Origin of the sequence: Pseudoalteromonas shioyasakiensis, from assembly GCF_001550135.1 — a bacterium.
GTDB classification, from domain to species: domain Bacteria; phylum Pseudomonadota; class Gammaproteobacteria; order Enterobacterales; family Alteromonadaceae; genus Pseudoalteromonas; species Pseudoalteromonas shioyasakiensis.
This window is the reverse complement of sequence record NZ_LRUE01000024.1, coordinates 26,891-46,252: the sequence shown is the minus strand read 5'-3', so window position 1 is coordinate 46,252 and position 19,362 is coordinate 26,891. Positions and strand designations below refer to the sequence as shown.

Here is a 19,362-nt window from a genome sequence, read left to right as displayed (position 1 = left end):
ATAGGGGCGCACGCCCCTTAAACTGGCAACACTATGACAAAACCCCTTTCTATTTCAGAGTATTTCTCGTACTTCAAAGATAAACGTTTAATCAATATATTCATCTTTGGTATCAGCAGTGGCTTTCCTTGGGTATTGATTGGCTCTGTCATGTCGGCTTGGCTAAAAGACGAAGGCTTAAGCCGCAGTATGATCGGGCTATTTGGCATCGTGTTTGGTGCGTATAGCATTAACTTTTTATGGTCACCGCTCGTTGACCGTGTAAAGTTACCTGTTTTATTTAACTGGCTAGGCCAGCGCCGTAGCTGGATTTTACTTTGCCAGTCAGTGATTTTTATTGGCACCTTTTCACTTGCTGGGCTCGATATCAAGGCCAACCTCTGGTTTGCTGCCGCGCTGTGTTTAGTTATTGCTATCGCTTCTGCGACTCAAGATATTGCTATTGATGCGTTTCGTATCGACACTTTAGCCGAAAACGAAAGCCACAAAGCCACCGCAGCAGCTGCAATGGCCACTTCAGGTTGGTGGAGCGGTTACGCCCTATTAGGCGCCCTGCCATTTTATATGGCCGACATCCCTTCAATTGATTGGCCACAAGTTTACTTTTTCTTATCTGTGGTAATGCTGCTATTAATGAGCAGCGTATTGTGGGCAAAAGAACCCGAATCAAACCGTGATGCTGTTCAAGCTGAGCTTGAACAAACCTATCAACAAAAGCTAGCTGGTAGTACGCAGACTCGCTTTGCTAAAGTTATTGCATGGCTTGCTGTAACCGTTTTTGATCCTTTCAGAACCTTCTTTGCCCGTAATGGCGTAAAAACAGCATTGGCATTATTGGCCTTTATTTTCTTATTTAAAATCGGTGAAGCCTTTTTAGGGCGAATGTCTATCGTGTTTTATAAAGAAGTGGGCTTTTCAAATAGTGACATAGCGACCTTCTCAAAAGTGGGCACTGCAGTGCTCACCATCGCATTTACTTTTTTAGGAAGCTTATTCAATCAACGCTATGGCATTGTAAAAGGCTTGTTTATTAGTGGTATTGCGATGGCAGCCTCAAACCTTGCCTTTGCTTGGATTGCGATTGCAGGTCCTAAACTAAGCCTGTACGCGTTTGCTATTATTATTGATGGTTTCACCCAAGCTTGGTCACTGGTTGCCATGGTGGCGTTTATATCCATGTTATGTGATAGAGCATTTAGTGCGACCCACTATGCACTACTTGCTTCATTGGGTAATTTAGGCAGAACCTTACTGTCGAGCTACAGCGGCGTGGTTATTGATGACTGGTTAGGTGGAAACTGGGCGATGTTCTTTGTGCTAACTGCATTGATGGTGATCCCATCACTGGTATTTTTATTCTTAATTCGTCATAAGCTTTATGCGTTAGAAAACAACTATCACCAAAACAATTAACAAATCTGATACGTATGTGATTAAAGAGAGAATGATGCAAGGGAGAGACTTTAAATAGCGCTTCCTTGCACTATTTGTATTACTTTAAAAGCGGCGATTCGCTTTTAGTAATGAATAATTAAGCGTCTTTAAGTAAATTAAGACCTTCGTACGGGTCAACTTCTAAAGCATCACAATAACGCATGAATTCAATTACATCTAAACGACGTTCTTGGTTTTCAATTTTACCAATGAAAGAATGCGGCGTACCTAAAACCTGTGCAAGGCTACGCATTGTGTGACCTTTCTCATGACGCTTAGTTTTAAGCCATTTCGTTAGTTTCGAGTTTTCTTCAGAAGAAACTGTTTTACCCATCATAAAATACATCTCCTACTAGATGATTCAAGTTAATAATTTAAGAGTGAAATTTGCCCGTCTCACTCTTGGACACATTATATACTAATAATTTTCAGTTTGAATGATTAATTATACAAATGTCCACCTTTTAGGTATGGACCTTTTTAGTATACAAGCTTAAGTGTAGCTAAAATTAAAGCATGTGCTCTATAGTTAACTGGTTAACTGTACCAAAAAATTGATCAATTGGAAGTGTAACAAGATGAAAGTATCACTTTAAATTCTGCATATTTATGCTTAAAGTGTATGTAAATACCGAAAAAGGCTAGGAAATGTTTCGTATATTATTTTTGTTGCCAATTGTACTGTGTGTAGCTTGGTACCTATTTTTAAAACAAAATCGTGTACCAATTAAGCAAGGCAAGAAAGGGTTTGTGTATATTTTAATCGCCTCTGCGTTAGTTTTAGGCTTCTTTTTACTGATGATTAAAGTGACCCAACACTAGGGTCACTCATTTTTAATTAATCAGTAACGAATTTACCGATTACCGACGACGATCTCGCAGCATTAACAAGCAAGGCGTAAGTACCAGTGTTAATACAGTGGCAAATGTTAAACCACCCGCAACAGCCGTGGCCAATTGCACCCACCACTGAGTAGATGGCGCACCAAAATCAATATGACGGTTAAATAAGTCAATATTCACTTGCAGTACCATCGGCATTAATCCCAAAATGGTGGTCACAGTCGTTAACAATACTGGCCTTAAACGCTGAGCACCAGTTCGTAAAATCGCATCTTTTGCAGCAAGACCTTGGCTACGTAAAACATTATAGGTATCAATCAATACAATATTGTTATTAACCACAATACCTGCAAGCGAGATAACCCCGATGCCTGACATCACGATACCAAACGGTTGCTGTAATACGATTAAACCTAAGAAAACACCCACAGTTGAAAACAGTACGGCACTTAAAATCAAAAATGCTTGATAAAAACTATTAAATTGCGTTACCAGAATGATACCCATCACAAACAGGGCAACTACAAAAGCCTGCTCAAGGAAGGCTTCTGATTCATCTTGATCTTCGGTTTCACCACGCACTTTAATTTTCACGCGCGGATCTAGTCCTTGCTCCTCTAGTTGCGCTTGTAAGCGTGGCAACGCTTTAGCAAGTTGTTCACCTGGTTTCATGTCGGCATTAACGGTAACAACGCGCTGAGAATCAACGCGGCGAATTGTATCGACCTTAGGAGCTGCTTGGCGCTCAACAAAGTGACTAATTGGCACTTGCCCGTGCATAGTTTTTACACGCAACGTTTCAAGACGTCCTAAATCTCGCTTGTCATGCGGGAAGCGTACGCGAATATCAATCTCGTCATCAACATCATCAGGGCGGTATTCACCCAGTTTCAAACCATTGGTAATAAGCTGAACATTGGCCCCTAGCATACTGGCATCCGCACCAAAACGAGCCGCATCCGAACGGTTCAATTTAAGTTGCCACTCAATACCTGGTTTTGAAGCACTGTCATCAACATTTCGAAACGCGCCATCATTTTCGATGGCTTGCCTTACTCGTTTAGCTTCACTGTTAAGCACATCAACAAATCGAGAGCTCAGCTCAATACTTAGCGCTTTGCCACCACCGGGGCCGTTTTCATCTTTACGAAGTTCGATTTCGACACCGGCATAACTTGCCGTGATTTCGTTAACTTGACTGATTATATCTTCGGCAGGTGGACGCTCATCCCAATCTTTTAGATTCATTCTAAACGTGCCTACCTGATCTTTACCGCCAGTACGAGCATACAAGGTTTTAATACCCTCCACTTTTAAAATGCGTGACTCAATGTCTTTCATGATCACGTCTTTTTCAAAAATAGATAAGTCACTGTAAGAACGTACTTTGATATTAACGCCATTTGGCTCAACATCAGGAAAGAACTCAACGCCTAACTTAGAGACAGCAAATGCAAAGAATACCAAAATAGAAAACACGATTGCAGCAGCTAGGCTCCACCAAGGGCGCTCTGTTGCATAATCAAGCACTCGAATATAACGCCCAAGCATCCCTTTGATTTGCGTTAAATCGCCGCACTCTGCTAACTCTAAATCCTGTTTTTGCTGTTCAGAGAGCGGCCGTGACTTTCCTATTAATCCACCAATCGTTGGCACAAACACCAATGCCATAAGTAATGACGCAGTCAAGGTGGCAATAAGCGTAATCGGCAAGTATTTCATAAACTCGCCCATCATTCCCGGCCAAAATATTAGCGGTGCAAAGGCCGCTAATGTCGTTGCCGTAGAAGCGATGATTGGCCATGCCATTCGCTCAGCAGCCAGTTTATAAGCAGCCTTGCGCGGTTTGCCTTCACTCATTGCTCTGTCAGCAAACTCACTAACAACGATTGCACCGTCCACCAGCATACCGACAGCCATGATGAGAGCAAAAAGCACCACGATATTCACCGTTAAACCAAACACGGAGATCACTAAAATCCCGGTTAAGAATGAACCTGGAATGGCAATACCTACTAAGAAGGCGGTGCGCGCGCCAAGTACCGCCACAATAACGATAACCACCAACAATACAGCAGACAGCACATTATTTTGCAGATCAGAGAGCATCATTTTCACGTCTTTTGACATGTCGCCGGTGTAATCAACTCGTATATGATCAGGCCAAATTTTCTTGGCCTCATTCACCACTTTTTTAACTTGATCGACCGTATCAATAATATTTTCGCCAGCACGTTTTTTTACTTCCAGCGAAACCGCGTGGCGGCCATTAATACGTGCGATTGAGGTTGGGTCTTTATATGCTCGGCGAATTTTTGCTACGTCCATAAAACGCACCACCCTATCGCCAACAACTTTCACAGGCTGCTCCATCACATCCTGAATCGTCTCAAATACCGACGGAATTTTTACAGCAAAGCGGCCTTTACCAGTATCAAGGGTACCGGCAGCAACTAAGCGGTTGTTATTTGATAGCAGTTGAATAATGTCATTCGGTTCAAGGCCATAAGAAATCATCGCCAGTGGATCGACCTCAATTTCGACCATATCCTCGCGGTCACCACCTACATCAACTTCTAATACGCTAGAAATGCTTTCTAGTTCATCTTTAAGATTACGGGCAAGGGTTAGCAAACCTCGCTCTGGCGCATCACCTGACAAGGTTAATGTAATTGTTGGCTGCTGATCTTCCATCAAGATTTCATGAACTTCTGGCTCTTCTGATTCAGAAGGCAGCTTTGCCTTGGCTAAACTAACTTTATCTCGTACATCAGCTAAGGCTTCTTTGGGATCCATACCCGCGATAAACTCAAGGGTCACAGAAGCATGCCCTTCACTAGCTACCGCTGACATTTCTTTTACGCCTTCAATTGAGCGAAGCTCAATCTCCATCGGCCTAACTAATAGCCGCTCAGCATCTTCAGGGGAAATACCATCATGAATAATCGACACATAAATAAAGGGAATGGTGACATCGGGGTTCGCTTCTTTAGGGATGGTTTGATATGTCACCCACCCCGAGATCAGCAACAGGATGAAAATAGATAAAACTGTACGCGTGTGAGTCAACGACGCTTCGATTAAGTTTTTCATACTTAGTTGCTCGTTGCTTCAGTAAACACAGGCTCAACTTTGTCACCGGCACGCACAAAACCTTGACCAAGGGTAATAACATTCGCTTGCTCGCCTAAACCCCAAAGCCAAACGCCCTGCTCGGTACTTTTAGCTAAATTTACCGACTTAAACTCTACAATATTGTCGTCATTCACGACTTTTACGCCGATATTACCTTGTTCATCTAGGGCCATAAAAGCCGGGCTTAATAACATGGCAGGCTCAGTTGGCAACTCAATATTAAGCTGAGTCGAAAAACCTGCTTTATATTTCATACCTGGGTTTTCAAACGCCGCTTCGATGCGAAATGTATTGGTGCTGTCATCAGCAACAGAGGCAATATAACGAATTCGACCCGGATAGGTTTTGTCATTTAACACATGAGCAAAGGTAGCTTGCCCAACTTCTAAGCCTTGCACTTCTTTTTGAGTCGCATCGGCTCTGACAATTAACGGGTCTAAATCAGCGAGCTGCAAAATAGGGTCGCCTATGCCAACATAATCACCAATTTCGACTAAACGTTTGTTGATAACGCCATCAAAAGCAGCACGTACTTCAGTGCGCTCTAGCTTTAATTCAAGGCTTGCCAAAGTTGCTTTTGCTTGTTGCAACATAGCTTGTGCTTGCATGGTCAATACTTTGTTTTGTAAACCTTGCTGATTAAGTTTAAGCGCGCCTTCGTATTCAGTTTGGTACTGTGCAACTAAGGCTTCTGCTGATGTAATTTGGGCGGCTAAATCAGATTTATCGAGACGTAAAATAACCTGTTCTTGTTTTACAAACTGACCTTCTTCAACCAAAATTTCGAGTACTTGCCCTGCTTGCCTAGCGCTAATATTCGCGATTTTGTCTGGCTCTGATTTTCCATAAAAAGTTAGGTTTTTATTAATATTCTTAGCGACCAACGGCATCACTTGCACTTTAGGCAAGCGCTCTTGAACTTGCTGATCACTTTGCTGTGCTTTTTGATCTGCTTTGCTATCCCCAGATAGCATCCACAGTACAATCACCAAAACAATGGCGATAGCTAAAATATAGGGTTTCTTTTCTATTGTTGTAGTTATATTTGGCAACGCAAAATTCCTTCTAATAATGCGTAAAATTTAGCAGAGGCAAGATATTATGAGAAATTAAAGCAATAAAAAAGCCACATAAAGTGGCTTTTTTAAATAATTCTTAAACGCTGAAGCTGGCTCCGCAACCACAGGTCGTTGTTGCATTTGGGTTATTAACAAAAAAGCGTGCGCCTTCAAGCCCTTCGGTGTAATCCACGGTACCATCAACTAAATATTGAATACTCATAGGGTCGACAACAAGCGTTACACCATTTTTAACAATTTCTAAATCGCCAGGGTTAGCTTTTTCATCAAAAGTAAAACCATATTGGAAACCTGAGCAACCACCACCTGTTACATAAACACGTAGTTTAAGATCTGGATTCTCTTCTTCTTCGATTAACTGTTTAACACGAACAGCTGCTGCATCGCTGAACTTGATTGGCAACTCATCTGACATACCAAAACCCTCAAAACCTATATTGGCCGCAATTATCTAATACCCGAGTGTTTTAATCAAGTATCACCAGAAGAGCATCTCAATTATGGTGAGGGTAACTGGCTAACCCATTCGCCTTGGACTAAAGTTTATTTGCACTACATTTTGGCTGGCATGAGTTTGCACTGAGGGAAGATAATTGTGATAGAGCATTTCAAGCTGCATTTTATAACTGATAATTTAAGCAGTGCGCAGGTCATTCCAGCTGAATACGATTTGCTCCTTGTGTTTGCTTCTATTCTCACAGCCGTATTTGCTTCGTATATCTCTTTTTTATTATCTGCTCGAATCAAACACTCTTATCTAAAAAATGAAAGTCAGATATGGACCATCATGGCTTCGTGTTTTTTAGGTATAGGAATTTGGGGTATGCACTTTGTAGGTATGCTTGCTTATACCTTACCCATCCCTATTGAATACAACATTAGCATTACTTTGATATCAATATTGCCAAGTGTGTTTGCCAGTTACATCGTGCTATCACCAGCACTGCAAACCGACAAAGGGCTACTATTTAGAAGTGTGCTAATGGGTGCTGGCATTGGCTCGATGCATTTTGTTGGCATGATGGCGATGGTGATGCCTGCAACAATGGCTTATGAGCCTTGGTTGTTCTCTTTATCTATTATCGTCGCTATTGTGCTGTCAGGTATTGCATTAAAAATTAATGATTTTCGACTTGCCAAAGGGGTTCATCAAACACGGATGAACTTGGTTGTGGCCTTGATAATGGGCAGTGCAATTTCGGGAATGCATTACATTGGCATGATTTCGATGTCGGTTTTTGAAACTGAATACACCACCTATGTTACAACCCACGACTACTCGACGTTAGCACAACTTATTATTTTTATTCTGGTGGCATTAAGTCTGTTTGTATTGGGTGCTGTTGAACTCAGAGCAAGGAGCTTATTATCAGCAAAACTGAAAGCAGTACTTAATACCGTACAAGATGTGGTAATTAGCTTTAATAATGAAGGAAAAATTGAATTTGCAAACCCGGCTGTTATCCATGTTTTTGGCTATCAGCCGCATGATTTAATAGGCAAACATATTCGCACCCTGATCCCTGAAAGATCGTTAGAACTTGATGAAATCCTCAGAGATTCACAACTCAGCAAAAGAACGGCGGGTAAAAGTAGCAGTCGGCTCTTAAAAGGACAACGAGCGAATAAAAAACGTTTTCCTATTACGTTAACCATCAGCTCTATTGGTAAAAAAGAGTCAGGTCCTTATGTGGCGACAATAAAAGATTTGTCTGATATTCGAAACCAAGAGGCCTTTACGCAAACTATTTTCGATAATTTACCCATCATGTTATTTGTAAAAGAAGCAGAGCATCTAACTTTTAGCCATGTGAATAAAGCGGGTGAGCAACTCCTCGGTAAAAATAAAGACCAACTAATCGGTTTAAATGACTTTGATATTTTCAGTAATGAACAGGCAGCTAGTTTCGTGCAAACCGATCGCGATGTATTGAAAAGTGATGACACTCTAACTATAGAGGAAAAGCCAGTTACCATTGATGGTAATACTCATTACTTAAGGACACGGAAGCTCACTATTAAAGACAGTAATGGTAAAGCGCAATATTTATTGGACGTTTCTGAAGATGTCACTGAATTAAAACAAGCAAAAACCGAGCTTGAAAGCTTACACCAACGCATGTCTATGGCTGCAGATGCGGCTCATATTGGTATATGGGAGTGGAATTTTGACACTAATGAACTGATTTGGGATGACTGGATGCATACCTTATTTGAAATTCCAAAATCAGAATTTAAAGGGGACTATTCAGCATGGGCAAATAGCTTGCACCCAGATGAATATGAAGACGTGACTAACAAGTTGAAACTCGCAATTTTAAATGGTGAAGAATTCCATGCAGAGTTTCAAATTGTTCTGCCTTCTGGAAAAACCCGCTATATCAATGCTGATGGGCGAATATACGGCAACCGCATGATTGGTGTTAATTTCGATATCACGAAGCGTGTTATAGCAGAGAAGAAAATTAGGCAATTGGCACAAACAGACCATTTAACAGGTTTAGCGAATCGTAGCGCGCTTGAGCGATTCATCAAGCAAGAGTTTGCCCGAGTTGAGCGCACAGGCTCTAAGGTAGGTTGTCTGTATTTTGATCTTGATAAGTTTAAGCCAATCAACGATACCCATGGCCATGCAGTGGGAGATAAAGTACTGATAGAAGTTGCTAAACGCTTACAAGACACCGCTCGAAAAACCGATTGCGTTGCTCGCATTGGTGGTGATGAGTTTGTAGTTATTGTTACCGACATAGAAAACCAAGTACAAATAAACCGTGCACTATCACGATTGATCTGTGCGATTAAGGCGCCAATAAAATCAGAATATGGTGACTTGCATGTAGAAGCGAGTGTTGGCTTTGCCTTATATCCAGATGATGCGCAATCATTTGATGAATTACTTAGCATGGCCGATAAGCGTATGTATGACCAAAAACATCACTGCTTTAGTTGTAATGTTATGAACTGCAAATAAGCAAATTAATAATGCTAAAAAGTCTAATTTAGACGTATACTTATTAAACAATTAATAATGATTCTTTTTCCATGCTTACTCGCTTTTATTATTTTATGGTACTTGTTTTCAGCTCGCTTGCAGCTGCTGATAGCACGTACCAAGAAACATGGAAAATCACCTCTTTAGAAGCCCCGCCATACGCCAGTAGTAAAATGGAAAATGGCGGTGATGCTATTGCTCTATTAAGAGACACGCTTGCCAAAAAATCGATAAACCTCGAAGTTGAATATTTACCTTGGCAAGATGCAATAAAAAAAGCCCAGTTAACCGGCTACCTGGGTTATTACCCGGCTTGGCCCTCTGAAATGATACCTGGCTTTATAGCTTCACCCACTATTTTAAATTCTCAATTAGCTGTCATTACCACTCAGTCTAATTCACAAGATTTTGAAAATCTTGAACAGCTTTTTAATGAGAACAAAGTTGGCGTTGTTGAGCCTTATATTTACCCGGGTGTGGTCGAAAAAGTGATTCAATCCTATGCTGGCAGCATTGTGCAAACAGCAAACGATGAAGAGCTATTCCACTTAATGCAAACTAAGCAGATTAATTTTGCGATTACTGCGCCAAAAGTACTTAACTATTTTGCTGAGCAACAAAACCTACCTGAGCCAAAAATAGTAACTCAGTTTACCGACTCCCCATTAGTGATTGGTATACGGAATGACCCTGAAAACCGAGCTAAAATAGCCTTACTTAATGATTTATTTACTGGCGCAAAGCTATCTGCAACAAATTACTCTCGGCCAAAAAAGCTGTTGTTAACCTATATAGATATTCCGCGTGTAGCACCATTTAAAGCGTTAATGAGTGATGTTTATAATGATTTAAATATCAAAGTCCAGATGCAAGCAACACCATCTCGAAGAGGCGTATTGTTATTAAATGCAGGCATCGTTGACGGCGATATAGTGCGCTCACAAAGTAATATGCGTAAATTCGAGAATATTATTGTCGTAGAACCTAGCCTTGGCGTTATTAACTTAGTGCTCCTATGTCGAAAGTCGCTGCCATGCGATAGAGATAATTTATACAACCCTAACAACCTAATTATGAGCTCGATTGGTGATATAGAAATGCTTAATGAGTTTGATATTAAAGCCGAGATCATTCATAACGAAGATTTAAGTCACACGCTTACCATGCTAAAAAAAGGACGTGTCGATTACGCGCTTTATCCTGCGCTCAATAACGATATAACTACCTTTAAAAAAGACTTTTCAGTGGTGGTACTAAGGCAAATGGCTATCAACACGGTTATTCATAAAAAACATGCCCCACTGGTAGATGAAATATCTAAAGCTATTTCAGCTCGCTTGCCTGAATTAACGCAGCAAATTAATAATGGCAGCAAAGATTAGCTAGATTTACCCAAAATGCAGATAAAATTATAAAATCCCAACGACTTAGTTAATTTGATTTGCTAAACTGCGGCTCAAAAGTGCTGTGAGGAAATATGCATGTGGCTTGAGAGACTAAGACGTCGCCTAGCAAAGCCTAAAACATCTGTGCAATTGTGCTTACTTGGTGTAAGTGCAGGGTTAATTGCGGCAGTGTTGATCATACTTTTTCGCCTCACAATCATGTTTTTTCAAAGCTTATTTTTAGATAAGCCTGATGACTTCACCACTTTACCAACCTATGAGCGAATGATACTGCCAGTTGGTGCAGCCCTATTAATTGCCTTATTCGCCGCCCTAACAGGCTTTAAGCATTATCGTCTTGGCATTCCATTTGTAATTCACCGTATAAAAAAACACTATGGTCATATGCCGCTTTATAACACGGTGAACCAATTTGTTGGTGGCGCATTAGCCCTTATTAGTGGTTTTTCGGTCGGTCGAGAAGGCCCCTCTGTACATATGGGTGCAACAGGTGCCAGTTTACTGGCCGATAAATTACATCTTCCGCACAATGCAATGCGTACCCTCACCGGTTGTGGTGTTGCAGCCGGTATTGCTGCCTCATTTAACACCCCACTGGCAGCCGTCATCTTTGTTATGGAGGTGGTACTTAGGGAATATAAAGTGCATATTTTCGTGCCCATTATGCTCGCAGCGGTTACCGGCGCATTAGCCACTCAATTTGTATTTGGTGACGCTTCAGAGCTTGCCCTTATTACCATGAACCCATTAAGTGGTTGGCATTACCCATTTTTAATCATTTTTGGTATGGCACTTGGTGCTGTTGCCTATGCATTTAACCAAAACTTGATGCTTATAATCCGTACTTTTAAACCACTAAGTATGTTCCCTCGTCTATTACTCGCAGGATTAATAGCGGGCCTAATTGCTTATATGGTTCCTCATGCAATGGGCTCAGGTATGAGTGCTATCACTATTGCTATTGAATCACCAGATGATGTGCAGTTTTTAACAACCATCTTGATTGCCAAATTACTCGCCACTTTATTTGCCATTGGTTTAGGTATTCCAGGTGGGATCATCGGCCCTGTTATTGGTCTAGGTGTATTAATGGGCACCTTGATGGCCTTTTTCGCACAGTTCATTAGTCCGGGTGTTGATATCACAGGTACCTATAGCATGCTTGGCATGGCGGGGTTATTGGCTGCAACATTACACGCACCACTGGCTGCGCTCACTACAGTTATGGAGTTAACTTCAAGCCCCGAGATCATTGTGCCAGCCATGTTGGTGATCTCAACGGCTTATGTCACGGCATTGCAGTTTTTTGGTAACCGCTCTATTTTCATGCAACAACTCGATTTCCAAGGGCTTGAATATCAAATATCGCCAGCTACCGAAGCATTACAAAAAGTAGGTGTGATGGATGAAATGGATGAGCAGTTCAAACTGCTTTACAGTGACGACAAACAACAAATTAAAGAGTCGCTCGATGCCCTTGATAGCCAAACCCCTCTGATTGTTCATGATGAAGAGAATGGCTATCGTCTTGCTGAATATGATTTAAGCCTGATGTCTGATCAAGAAAGTAATATCAAATATGTCAGCCTTGCCGGCCTTAGTAGCCAAGCAACATTAGCCGATGCTTTTGACATATTAAAAGATAAACGCAGCGGTGCTGTGTATATTTACAACCTGCTTGATAACCAACAGATTATGGGCCTTTTGCGTTGGGACCAAATCAGACATATCCTTACCATACGCAACAGTTTGTTATAACAATTAAAATGGATGCTTAAATGACTGCGCTATTAGTTTATAAAACCTTCCACGTATTTTTTATGATTGCTTGGTTTGCCGGTATTTTTTACCTGCCACGTCTTTTTGTTTACCACGCAATGAGTGAAGAAAAAGCCTGTAACTCAATGCTGAAAGTAATGGAACGCCGCTTACTGTTTTTTGTGACGCCGTTTGCCGTTTTAACATTGGTGTTTGGCGTACTGACCATTTTTGAATATGGTCGAGACTGGTTTAGATACAGCATGTGGCTGCACTACAAACTGGTGTTAGTGATTATTCTTTATATCTACCACGGCTATTGCTTTAAATTACTGGCTGACTTTAAGCATGATCGCAATACACGTAGCGATCGCTTTTACCGTATTTTTAATGAAGTTCCGGTACTCATCCTTTTAGCTATAGTGGCACTGGCAATTATTAAACCTAACTTATAATTTGCTGCTGTGAACGCTAAAAATTTGCTATAGTACTGCGCAAATTTATGCGGCCTCCCATACCGAGTGCCAGCGCCCTATAAATGTGATTAGGAACAAACCCCATGCTAAGTTTCCAAGGTGAAAATATCCTGTCGGTCAATCAGCTTGATCGAGATTGTATTGAACGTATTTTTGCAGTTGCTAAGAAAATGGAGCCTTATGCTAAAAAGCAAAAGCGCACCAATGTTTTAGAGGGCGCAATTTTAGCGAACTTGTTCTTTGAACCAAGCACGCGTACTCGCGTAAGTTTTGGTACAGCATTTAACTTACTAGGTGGTTTGGTTCGTGAAACAACGGGCATGCAAAGCTCAGCGCTTGCAAAAGGTGAATCTTTGTATGATACCGCACGCGTGATCTCAGCGTATGCAGATGCAGTCGCAATGCGCCACCCTGACGCAGGCTCTGTTGCTGAATTTGCCACCGGGTGTGACGTGCCAGTGATTAATGGCGGTGACGGCCCGAATGAGCACCCAACACAAGCCTTACTAGACTTACTAACGATTGAACGTGAGCTAGGTCGTTTCAACCAAAGTATCGACGGTATGCATATTGCCCTAGTAGGTGATTTAAAATACGGCCGTACTGTGCACTCTTTATCTAAATTACTTTGCCATTATAAAGATGTTAAGTTCTCAATGGTGGCACCTGATGGCTTACAAATGCCAGACTACATTTTAGATGCTGTTGATAACGCAGGTCATAAAATTCAAGTAGTCGATAAAATGGAAGGCAACTTGGCCGCCGATATTGTTTATCAAACCCGTATCCAAGAAGAGCGCTTCCCTTCACAAGAAGAAGCTAACAAATACCGTGGTGGTTTCCGTATCAGTCAGGCAATTTACAACGCACACTGTAAGCCTAACTCAGTACTGATGCACCCACTTCCTCGTGATAGCCGTTTAGAAGCAAACGAGCTAGATAACGATTTAAATAGCAACGACAACCTAGCAATTTTCCGCCAAGTGCAAAATGGCGTGTTAATTCGCATGGCGTTGTTTGCTCTAACCTTAGATGTTGCCGACAAAGTTGAGCAATATGAAGTCGACGTGCCTTGGTTTAGCCGTAAACGTAATAGCTAACTTGCTTCGTTTTGGGCTCTTTGAGCCCTTGCAAACCAACTCATTTAACGTGACAACCAAATAGGACTATTCATGACAATTAGCCAAGATCTTTTTAATCGCGCGCAAGAATCAATCCCAGGCGGTGTTAACTCACCAGTTCGTGCCTTCAATGGCGTTGGCGGTACTCCTTTATTCATCACTAAAGCAGAAGGTCCTTTTACCTTTGATGCTGATGGTAACCGTTATATCGATTACGTTGGTTCATGGGGACCAATGATCATGGGTCACAACCACCCAGCTATTAAGCAAGCGGTATTAGAAGCCGTAGAAAATGGCTTAAGCTATGGTGCGCCAACCGAAACTGAAATCTTAATGGCCGAAAAAGTAAAAGAGCTAGTACCATCAATCGAAAAAGTACGTATGGTAAGCTCAGGTACTGAGGCAACAATGAGTGCAATTCGCTTAGCACGTGGTTTCACTGGCCGTGATAAAATCTTAAAGTTTGAAGGCTGTTACCACGGTCATGCTGACTCACTACTAGTAAAAGCAGGCTCAGGCGCACTGACTATGGGTGTACCTAACTCGCCGGGTATTCCTGAAGATTTTGCTAAGCACACATTAACTGTGTCGTTTAACAACCTTGATGAAGTAAAAGCAATTTTCGCAAAATACGCTGACGAAATCGCTTGTATCATCGTTGAGCCAGTTGCTGGCAACATGAACTGTATTCCACCTGTACCTGGCTTCTTAGAAGGTTTACGTGAGGTGTGTGATGAATACAAATCTGTACTTATTTTTGATGAAGTAATGACAGGTTTCCGTGTTGCTTTAGGCGGCGCACAAGCTTACTACAACATCAAGCCAGACCTAACGTGTTTAGGTAAAGTGATCGGTGGCGGTATGCCAGTAGGTGCTTTTGGTGGTAAGAAAGAAATCATGGATTACATCGCACCTGTTGGCCCAGTTTATCAAGCGGGTACATTATCAGGTAACCCAATTGCCATGGCAGCTGGCTTAAAATCTTTAGAGCTATTAAGTGCTGAAGGCCTGCACGATGAGCTTGAAGCAAAGAGCAAAGCAATTTGTGAAGGCTTTGAAGCCGCAGCTAAAAAAGCAGGCATTGCACTTACAACAAACTACGCAGGTGGTATGTACGGTTTCTTCTTTACTGATAAAGAAAAAGTAACTAGCTACCAACAAGCGACTGAGTGTGATTTAGAGCGCTTCAAAAAGTTCTTCCATTTAATGCTAGAAGAAGGTGTTTACCTAGCTCCTTCGGCGTTTGAAGCAGGCTTTGTGTGCGCTGAGCACTCTGAAAAAGAGATCAACGACACCATTGCAGCAGCAGAGCGCGCATTCGCGAAGCTTTAAATTGAAATTTGAATAGGTCACTTTAATCGGTGACCTATACTTCGACGCCCCCAAAATATAATATAAATACATCCCCACTAGAAAATAAAAACCAATAAAATATTATAATTAAAACATCATTTATACAAAGCAAGTATTCCATTAGTGCATTTTTATTTTCATTGTAACTAAAACACACATAAAACCATCCCAACCCACTGTTTTAAAATAAATAAACCTAAAATTAAGAAACGCTTAAGCAAATTACACTTAATTACATTTGTTTTATTTTTGTATATAAAATAAACTTAAATACAAAATTAGATCGTTCCAAGGCGTTTTTATGTTGTTTTGTCGTATTTATAATATAAATAATTGATTAGTATGTTCCTAATGTGTTACCAATTTGTTTCACCCTTTATTTGAAGGTAAAAACCTTAGAAAAATAAATGCAAGGTGTGAAGGTTATTAACAAATAACAACAAATCTAAAATTTCACAGGGAAAGCTCAATGAAAAACAACTTTTCAAAAACATTTAAGCGTTCGTTTACAGCCGCAGCTGTTGCTATGACCTTAAGTGCAGCTATGCCAGCCATGGCTGACAATGTTAATGGGGCAATCAAAGGTAATCTCATAACTCAGTCTGGCGCTTCTTTAGCAGGCGCAACAATCACCATTACCGATGAAACTAAAGGTTATGAAAAAACTCTCATTGCAGATGCAAATGGTCAGTTCAACCTTAACCAAGTGCCTGTAGGTAAGTACAACGTAACAGTGTCACAGGCTGGTTTTGAAAAAGCGCAGATCAACGATGTAATTATCGGTGTCGGTAAAACTGCACTTCTCGAAATACCATTAGTTGAAGGTAATATTGAACGTATTGCAGTTGTTGGTGGCGCAGTTCGAGCTGTTGATGTTTCTGTTACTGAATCATCATTGAACATTAGTTCAGAAGAGCTTGAATTATTACCAGTTGCTCGCTCATTAACATCGGTTGCTTTACTAGCACCTGGCGCAACTGAAGGTGATAGCCGATTTGGCGATCAAGCATCTTTTGGTGGCTCATCTGTTGCTGAAAATGCTTATTACGTAAATGGTCTGAATATGACTAACTTCCGTAATGGCTTGGGTGGCGCGACCATTCCATTCTCTGCATATGATAGTTTTCAAGTAAAAACAGGTGGCTACTCATCTGAGTTTGGTCGAACGACTGGTGGCCTTATTTCTGCAGTTACAAAGTCAGGTACTAATGACTTTCACTTTGGTGTTGAATCTATTTACTCGCCTGACTCATTGAGAGAACAGTCTCCAAACTCAGTTTACTTACAAAATGATCGTTGTGAGGCTGAAGATGGTCACTGTATTGGAGATTTATATGTCAATAACCAAGATGACTATGTAAACTCATTTGAGACAAATATTTATGCCTCTGGTGCGTTAATTGAAGATACGCTTTTCTTCTACGGGATTTATACTTTCCGAGATAATGAAGAAGAATACGGTAACGCTTCTCAAACCTCTCTAACAAAAGAAAAAGATGACGACCCTTATTATCTAGCGCGTATTGACTGGAACATTAATGAGGATCATCAATTAATGCTTTGGGGTTTTAGTGATGAACGCACATATTCTGAAAGCACAATCGAAGATGCAAATGGTACAGGTAACTATACATTAGATGGCGGTACAGCTTATCACAAGCGCGGTGGTGAAAGTTTTGCGGTACGTTATACAGGTAACCTGACTGATGACTTAAGCGTATCAGCTATGTATGGTGAAGTTAAATTCTCAGAAACTGATTATTCAGACTTTGATGACTGTCCTACCGGCTATGACGCAGATTTAGGTGTTGATACTACTTGTTATGTAAACTTCACTGTAGGCGCTAATGAAGATAAGCGCGAGCAATTGCGCGTTGACTTTGATTGGTACTTAAATGATGAGCATACACTAAGATTTGGTTATGACTCAGAAACCAATACATCAGATGCAACTACAATCAACTCGGGTGGTATTTACTACTACTATAGAACATACGAAGAAGGCGCTCGCCTTCCAAACGGTTATGTTCTTCCTGAAGAAATGAAAACAACTCGTGTTCGTGACTATAAGAATGGTGGTGCATTTGAAGTTGAAAACTGGGCGATTTATATCGAGGATCAGTGGGCTGTTACCGATAACTTAACACTAACTTTAGGTCTACGTAATGACAGCTTCACAAACTACAACGCGGATGGCGATGAATTTGTATCTATTGATAATCAAATTGCGCCAAGATTAGGTGCCTCTTGGGATATAAATGGTGACGGTGACAGTAAATTATTCGTTACTGCAGGTCGCTATTACTTACCTGTTGCTGCAAATACGAATATTCGTCTTGCAGGTGCCGAAACTTATATCCACACTTGGTATGAATATGAAGGCCTTAATGCTGATGGTACTCCTGTTGGCTTAAGCAACCAATTAGGTGATATCGCTATTTCAAATGGTGGTGACGGAACAGCAAAACCTTCAAACACTCTTGCAGATAAAGATCTTGAGCCTATGTACAATGATGAAATTATTGTTGGTTATCAAGCAGCGATTAATGATGACTGGTCTTGGAGCATCAAAGGTACATATCGCACACTAGGCAATCAAATTGATGATGGCTCATATATCTTTACTGATGAAGATGGAGAGTACCTTGGTGAAAACTGGTTCTTATTTAACCCTGGTAATAGCGCAACATTTAACTTCGACCTAGATGGTGACGGTGTAACTGAAGAGTATAGCTTCACAGCTGAAGAGCTAGGTTATCCTGAAGCTAAACGTCGTTACGCTGCCGTTGACCTTTCAATTGAGAAGAGCTGGGATAAAGTTTGGTCATTAAAAGCCCTATATACTTGGTCTCATAACTACGGTAACACTGAAGGATTTGTTAAATCTGATAATGGCCAAGATGATGCAGGTTTAACACAAGACTGGGATTACCCTTATCTTATGGATGGTGCTAACGGTAACTTACCAGCGGACCGTCGCCACAATATTAAAGTTTACGGTGCATATGCAGTTACTGAAGACTTCTTAATAGGTGCAAACTTAAATGTTGCTTCAGGTCGTCCTTGGACAGCGTTAGGTGCAGGGTATACACCAGACCCAGACAAATATTCTTATGGCGACACCTATTATGTAGGTGATCAACGCTACCCTCGCGGCAGCATGGGAACAACTCCCTGGACAGCGCGATTAGATCTTAACTTTACGTACAACTTGCATTTCAATGACCAAAAAGTACGCTTCGCATTAGATATTTTCAATGTATTTGATGCATCTACAGCAACTCGTTATGACGAAGTTGCTGAAGTGGCGGCTGGTGATGATAGTGCAACATTTGGCTTAGCGCAAAGTTATCAATCTCCTCGTCGAGTCCAACTATCTGCTTCTTACGACTTTTAATTTCGATTAAATTAGTAAGAAAAGCAATAACTCTAAAAGCCTCTTTATGAGGCTTTTATTTTTTACATTTAAACCTAATTAGTACTTCAATAGTTCGTCAATTTTTATCTTCAATTAATCAAGTTACAACTCAGTTAAGCTAAGAAAATGCAAGTGAAAGCACTACTTTGAGATAAAGATCTCAAAGTAAAATCATATAAATAGCAGTTAAAAAACGATGTCAGCATTAGCGCTTAATTCAGAAATATCAGGGAAATAAAGTACGGTACAAGCAGCCACAAAGCACTGTAATTCATAGCACGCTGAAGATGCCAAAGACACTGAGAAAAGTGCACTTATGGTAATGAATAGCGTACAAAATTTAGCTC

13 protein-coding genes are annotated in these 19,362 nt (G+C 40.9%); 9 read left to right on the top strand and 4 right to left on the bottom strand.

Annotated features, from left to right (window positions below):
* The first annotated feature begins 33 nt into the window (after positions 1 to 33).
* The gene (locus tag PASHI_RS19070) at positions 34 to 1,413 is read left to right on the top strand and encodes an AmpG family muropeptide MFS transporter (RefSeq protein WP_054562309.1); all 1,380 of its coding nucleotides are present in this window, start codon (positions 34 to 36) and stop codon (positions 1,411 to 1,413) included.
* Positions 1,414 to 1,531: 118 nt separating this feature from the next.
* Here the strand turns inward: PASHI_RS19070 and PASHI_RS19065 are convergent, their stop codons facing one another.
* Positions 1,532 to 1,771: a helix-turn-helix domain-containing protein gene (locus PASHI_RS19065; protein WP_054562310.1), complete on the bottom strand. Its 240-nt coding sequence runs from the start codon at positions 1,769 to 1,771 to the stop codon at positions 1,532 to 1,534.
* A 311-nt stretch (positions 1,772 to 2,082) separates the two neighbouring features.
* Here PASHI_RS19065 and PASHI_RS22115 point away from each other — a divergent pair, with 311 nt between their 5' ends.
* Entirely contained in the window at positions 2,083 to 2,256 is a 174-nt protein-coding gene (locus tag PASHI_RS22115) for a hypothetical protein (RefSeq protein WP_165385093.1), read from the top strand.
* A gap of 39 nt (positions 2,257 to 2,295) precedes the next feature.
* Here the strand turns inward: PASHI_RS22115 and PASHI_RS19060 are convergent, their stop codons facing one another.
* The 3 genes from PASHI_RS19060 to erpA form a co-directional block, all read right to left on the bottom strand.
* Positions 2,296 to 5,370, bottom strand: coding sequence for an efflux RND transporter permease subunit (locus PASHI_RS19060; RefSeq protein ID WP_062566709.1), 3,075 nt, complete (start codon positions 5,368 to 5,370; stop codon positions 2,296 to 2,298).
* Between the two features lie 2 nt (positions 5,371 to 5,372).
* On the bottom strand, positions 5,373 to 6,464 hold the full coding sequence (locus PASHI_RS19055; protein WP_062566708.1) for an efflux RND transporter periplasmic adaptor subunit: 1,092 nt from the start codon (positions 6,462 to 6,464) through the stop codon (positions 5,373 to 5,375).
* Positions 6,465 to 6,567: 103 nt separating this feature from the next.
* Complete coding sequence (gene erpA, locus PASHI_RS19050; protein WP_036966451.1) at positions 6,568 to 6,906, bottom strand: iron-sulfur cluster insertion protein ErpA; 339 nt, start codon at positions 6,904 to 6,906, stop codon at positions 6,568 to 6,570.
* Between the two features lie 372 nt (positions 6,907 to 7,278).
* On the opposite strand from erpA, the gene PASHI_RS19045 reads away from it, so the two are divergent.
* The 7 genes from PASHI_RS19045 (at position 7,279) to PASHI_RS19015 (ending at position 18,994) form a co-directional block, all read left to right on the top strand.
* Complete coding sequence (locus tag PASHI_RS19045; protein ID WP_244269415.1) at positions 7,279 to 9,462, top strand: diguanylate cyclase domain-containing protein; 2,184 nt, start codon at positions 7,279 to 7,281, stop codon at positions 9,460 to 9,462.
* 71 nt (positions 9,463 to 9,533) lie between these two features.
* Entirely contained in the window at positions 9,534 to 10,865 is a 1,332-nt protein-coding gene (locus PASHI_RS19040) for a type 2 periplasmic-binding domain-containing protein (RefSeq protein ID WP_062566706.1), read from the top strand.
* A gap of 99 nt (positions 10,866 to 10,964) precedes the next feature.
* Entirely contained in the window at positions 10,965 to 12,647 is a 1,683-nt protein-coding gene (locus tag PASHI_RS19035; RefSeq protein WP_062566705.1) for a chloride channel protein, read from the top strand.
* Between the two features lie 20 nt (positions 12,648 to 12,667).
* Entirely contained in the window at positions 12,668 to 13,102 is a 435-nt protein-coding gene (locus PASHI_RS19030; RefSeq protein ID WP_054562318.1) for a CopD family protein, read from the top strand.
* Positions 13,103 to 13,206: 104 nt separating this feature from the next.
* Complete coding sequence (locus PASHI_RS19025) at positions 13,207 to 14,223, top strand: aspartate carbamoyltransferase (RefSeq protein ID WP_054554265.1); 1,017 nt, start codon at positions 13,207 to 13,209, stop codon at positions 14,221 to 14,223.
* A gap of 72 nt (positions 14,224 to 14,295) precedes the next feature.
* Complete coding sequence (gene hemL / locus PASHI_RS19020) at positions 14,296 to 15,576, top strand: glutamate-1-semialdehyde 2,1-aminomutase (protein WP_054562319.1); 1,281 nt, start codon at positions 14,296 to 14,298, stop codon at positions 15,574 to 15,576.
* A gap of 490 nt (positions 15,577 to 16,066) precedes the next feature.
* On the top strand, positions 16,067 to 18,994 hold the full coding sequence (locus tag PASHI_RS19015; protein WP_062566704.1) for a TonB-dependent receptor: 2,928 nt from the start codon (positions 16,067 to 16,069) through the stop codon (positions 18,992 to 18,994).
* The last annotated feature ends 368 nt before the right edge of the window (positions 18,995 to 19,362 follow it).

Bases quoted from the DNA above. Each gene is read 5' to 3' on its own strand.
- PASHI_RS19070 (WP_054562309.1), top strand. From the start codon at position 34: ATGACAAAACCCCTTTCTATTTCAGAGTATTTCTCGTACTTCAAAGAT.
- PASHI_RS19065 (WP_054562310.1), bottom strand. From the start codon at position 1,771: ATGATGGGTAAAACAGTTTCTTCTGAAGAAAACTCGAAACTAACGAAA.
- PASHI_RS22115 (WP_165385093.1), top strand. From the start codon at position 2,083: ATGTTTCGTATATTATTTTTGTTGCCAATTGTACTGTGTGTAGCTTGG.
- PASHI_RS19060 (WP_062566709.1), bottom strand. From the start codon at position 5,370: ATGAAAAACTTAATCGAAGCGTCGTTGACTCACACGCGTACAGTTTTA.
- erpA (WP_036966451.1), bottom strand. From the start codon at position 6,906: ATGTCAGATGAGTTGCCAATCAAGTTCAGCGATGCAGCAGCTGTTCGT.
- PASHI_RS19045 (WP_244269415.1), top strand. From the start codon at position 7,279: ATGGCTTCGTGTTTTTTAGGTATAGGAATTTGGGGTATGCACTTTGTA.
- PASHI_RS19040 (WP_062566706.1), top strand. From the start codon at position 9,534: ATGCTTACTCGCTTTTATTATTTTATGGTACTTGTTTTCAGCTCGCTT.
- PASHI_RS19035 (WP_062566705.1), top strand. From the start codon at position 10,965: ATGTGGCTTGAGAGACTAAGACGTCGCCTAGCAAAGCCTAAAACATCT.
- PASHI_RS19030 (WP_054562318.1), top strand. From the start codon at position 12,668: ATGACTGCGCTATTAGTTTATAAAACCTTCCACGTATTTTTTATGATT.
- PASHI_RS19025 (WP_054554265.1), top strand. From the start codon at position 13,207: ATGCTAAGTTTCCAAGGTGAAAATATCCTGTCGGTCAATCAGCTTGAT.
- hemL (WP_054562319.1), top strand. From the start codon at position 14,296: ATGACAATTAGCCAAGATCTTTTTAATCGCGCGCAAGAATCAATCCCA.
- PASHI_RS19015 (WP_062566704.1), top strand. From the start codon at position 16,067: ATGAAAAACAACTTTTCAAAAACATTTAAGCGTTCGTTTACAGCCGCA.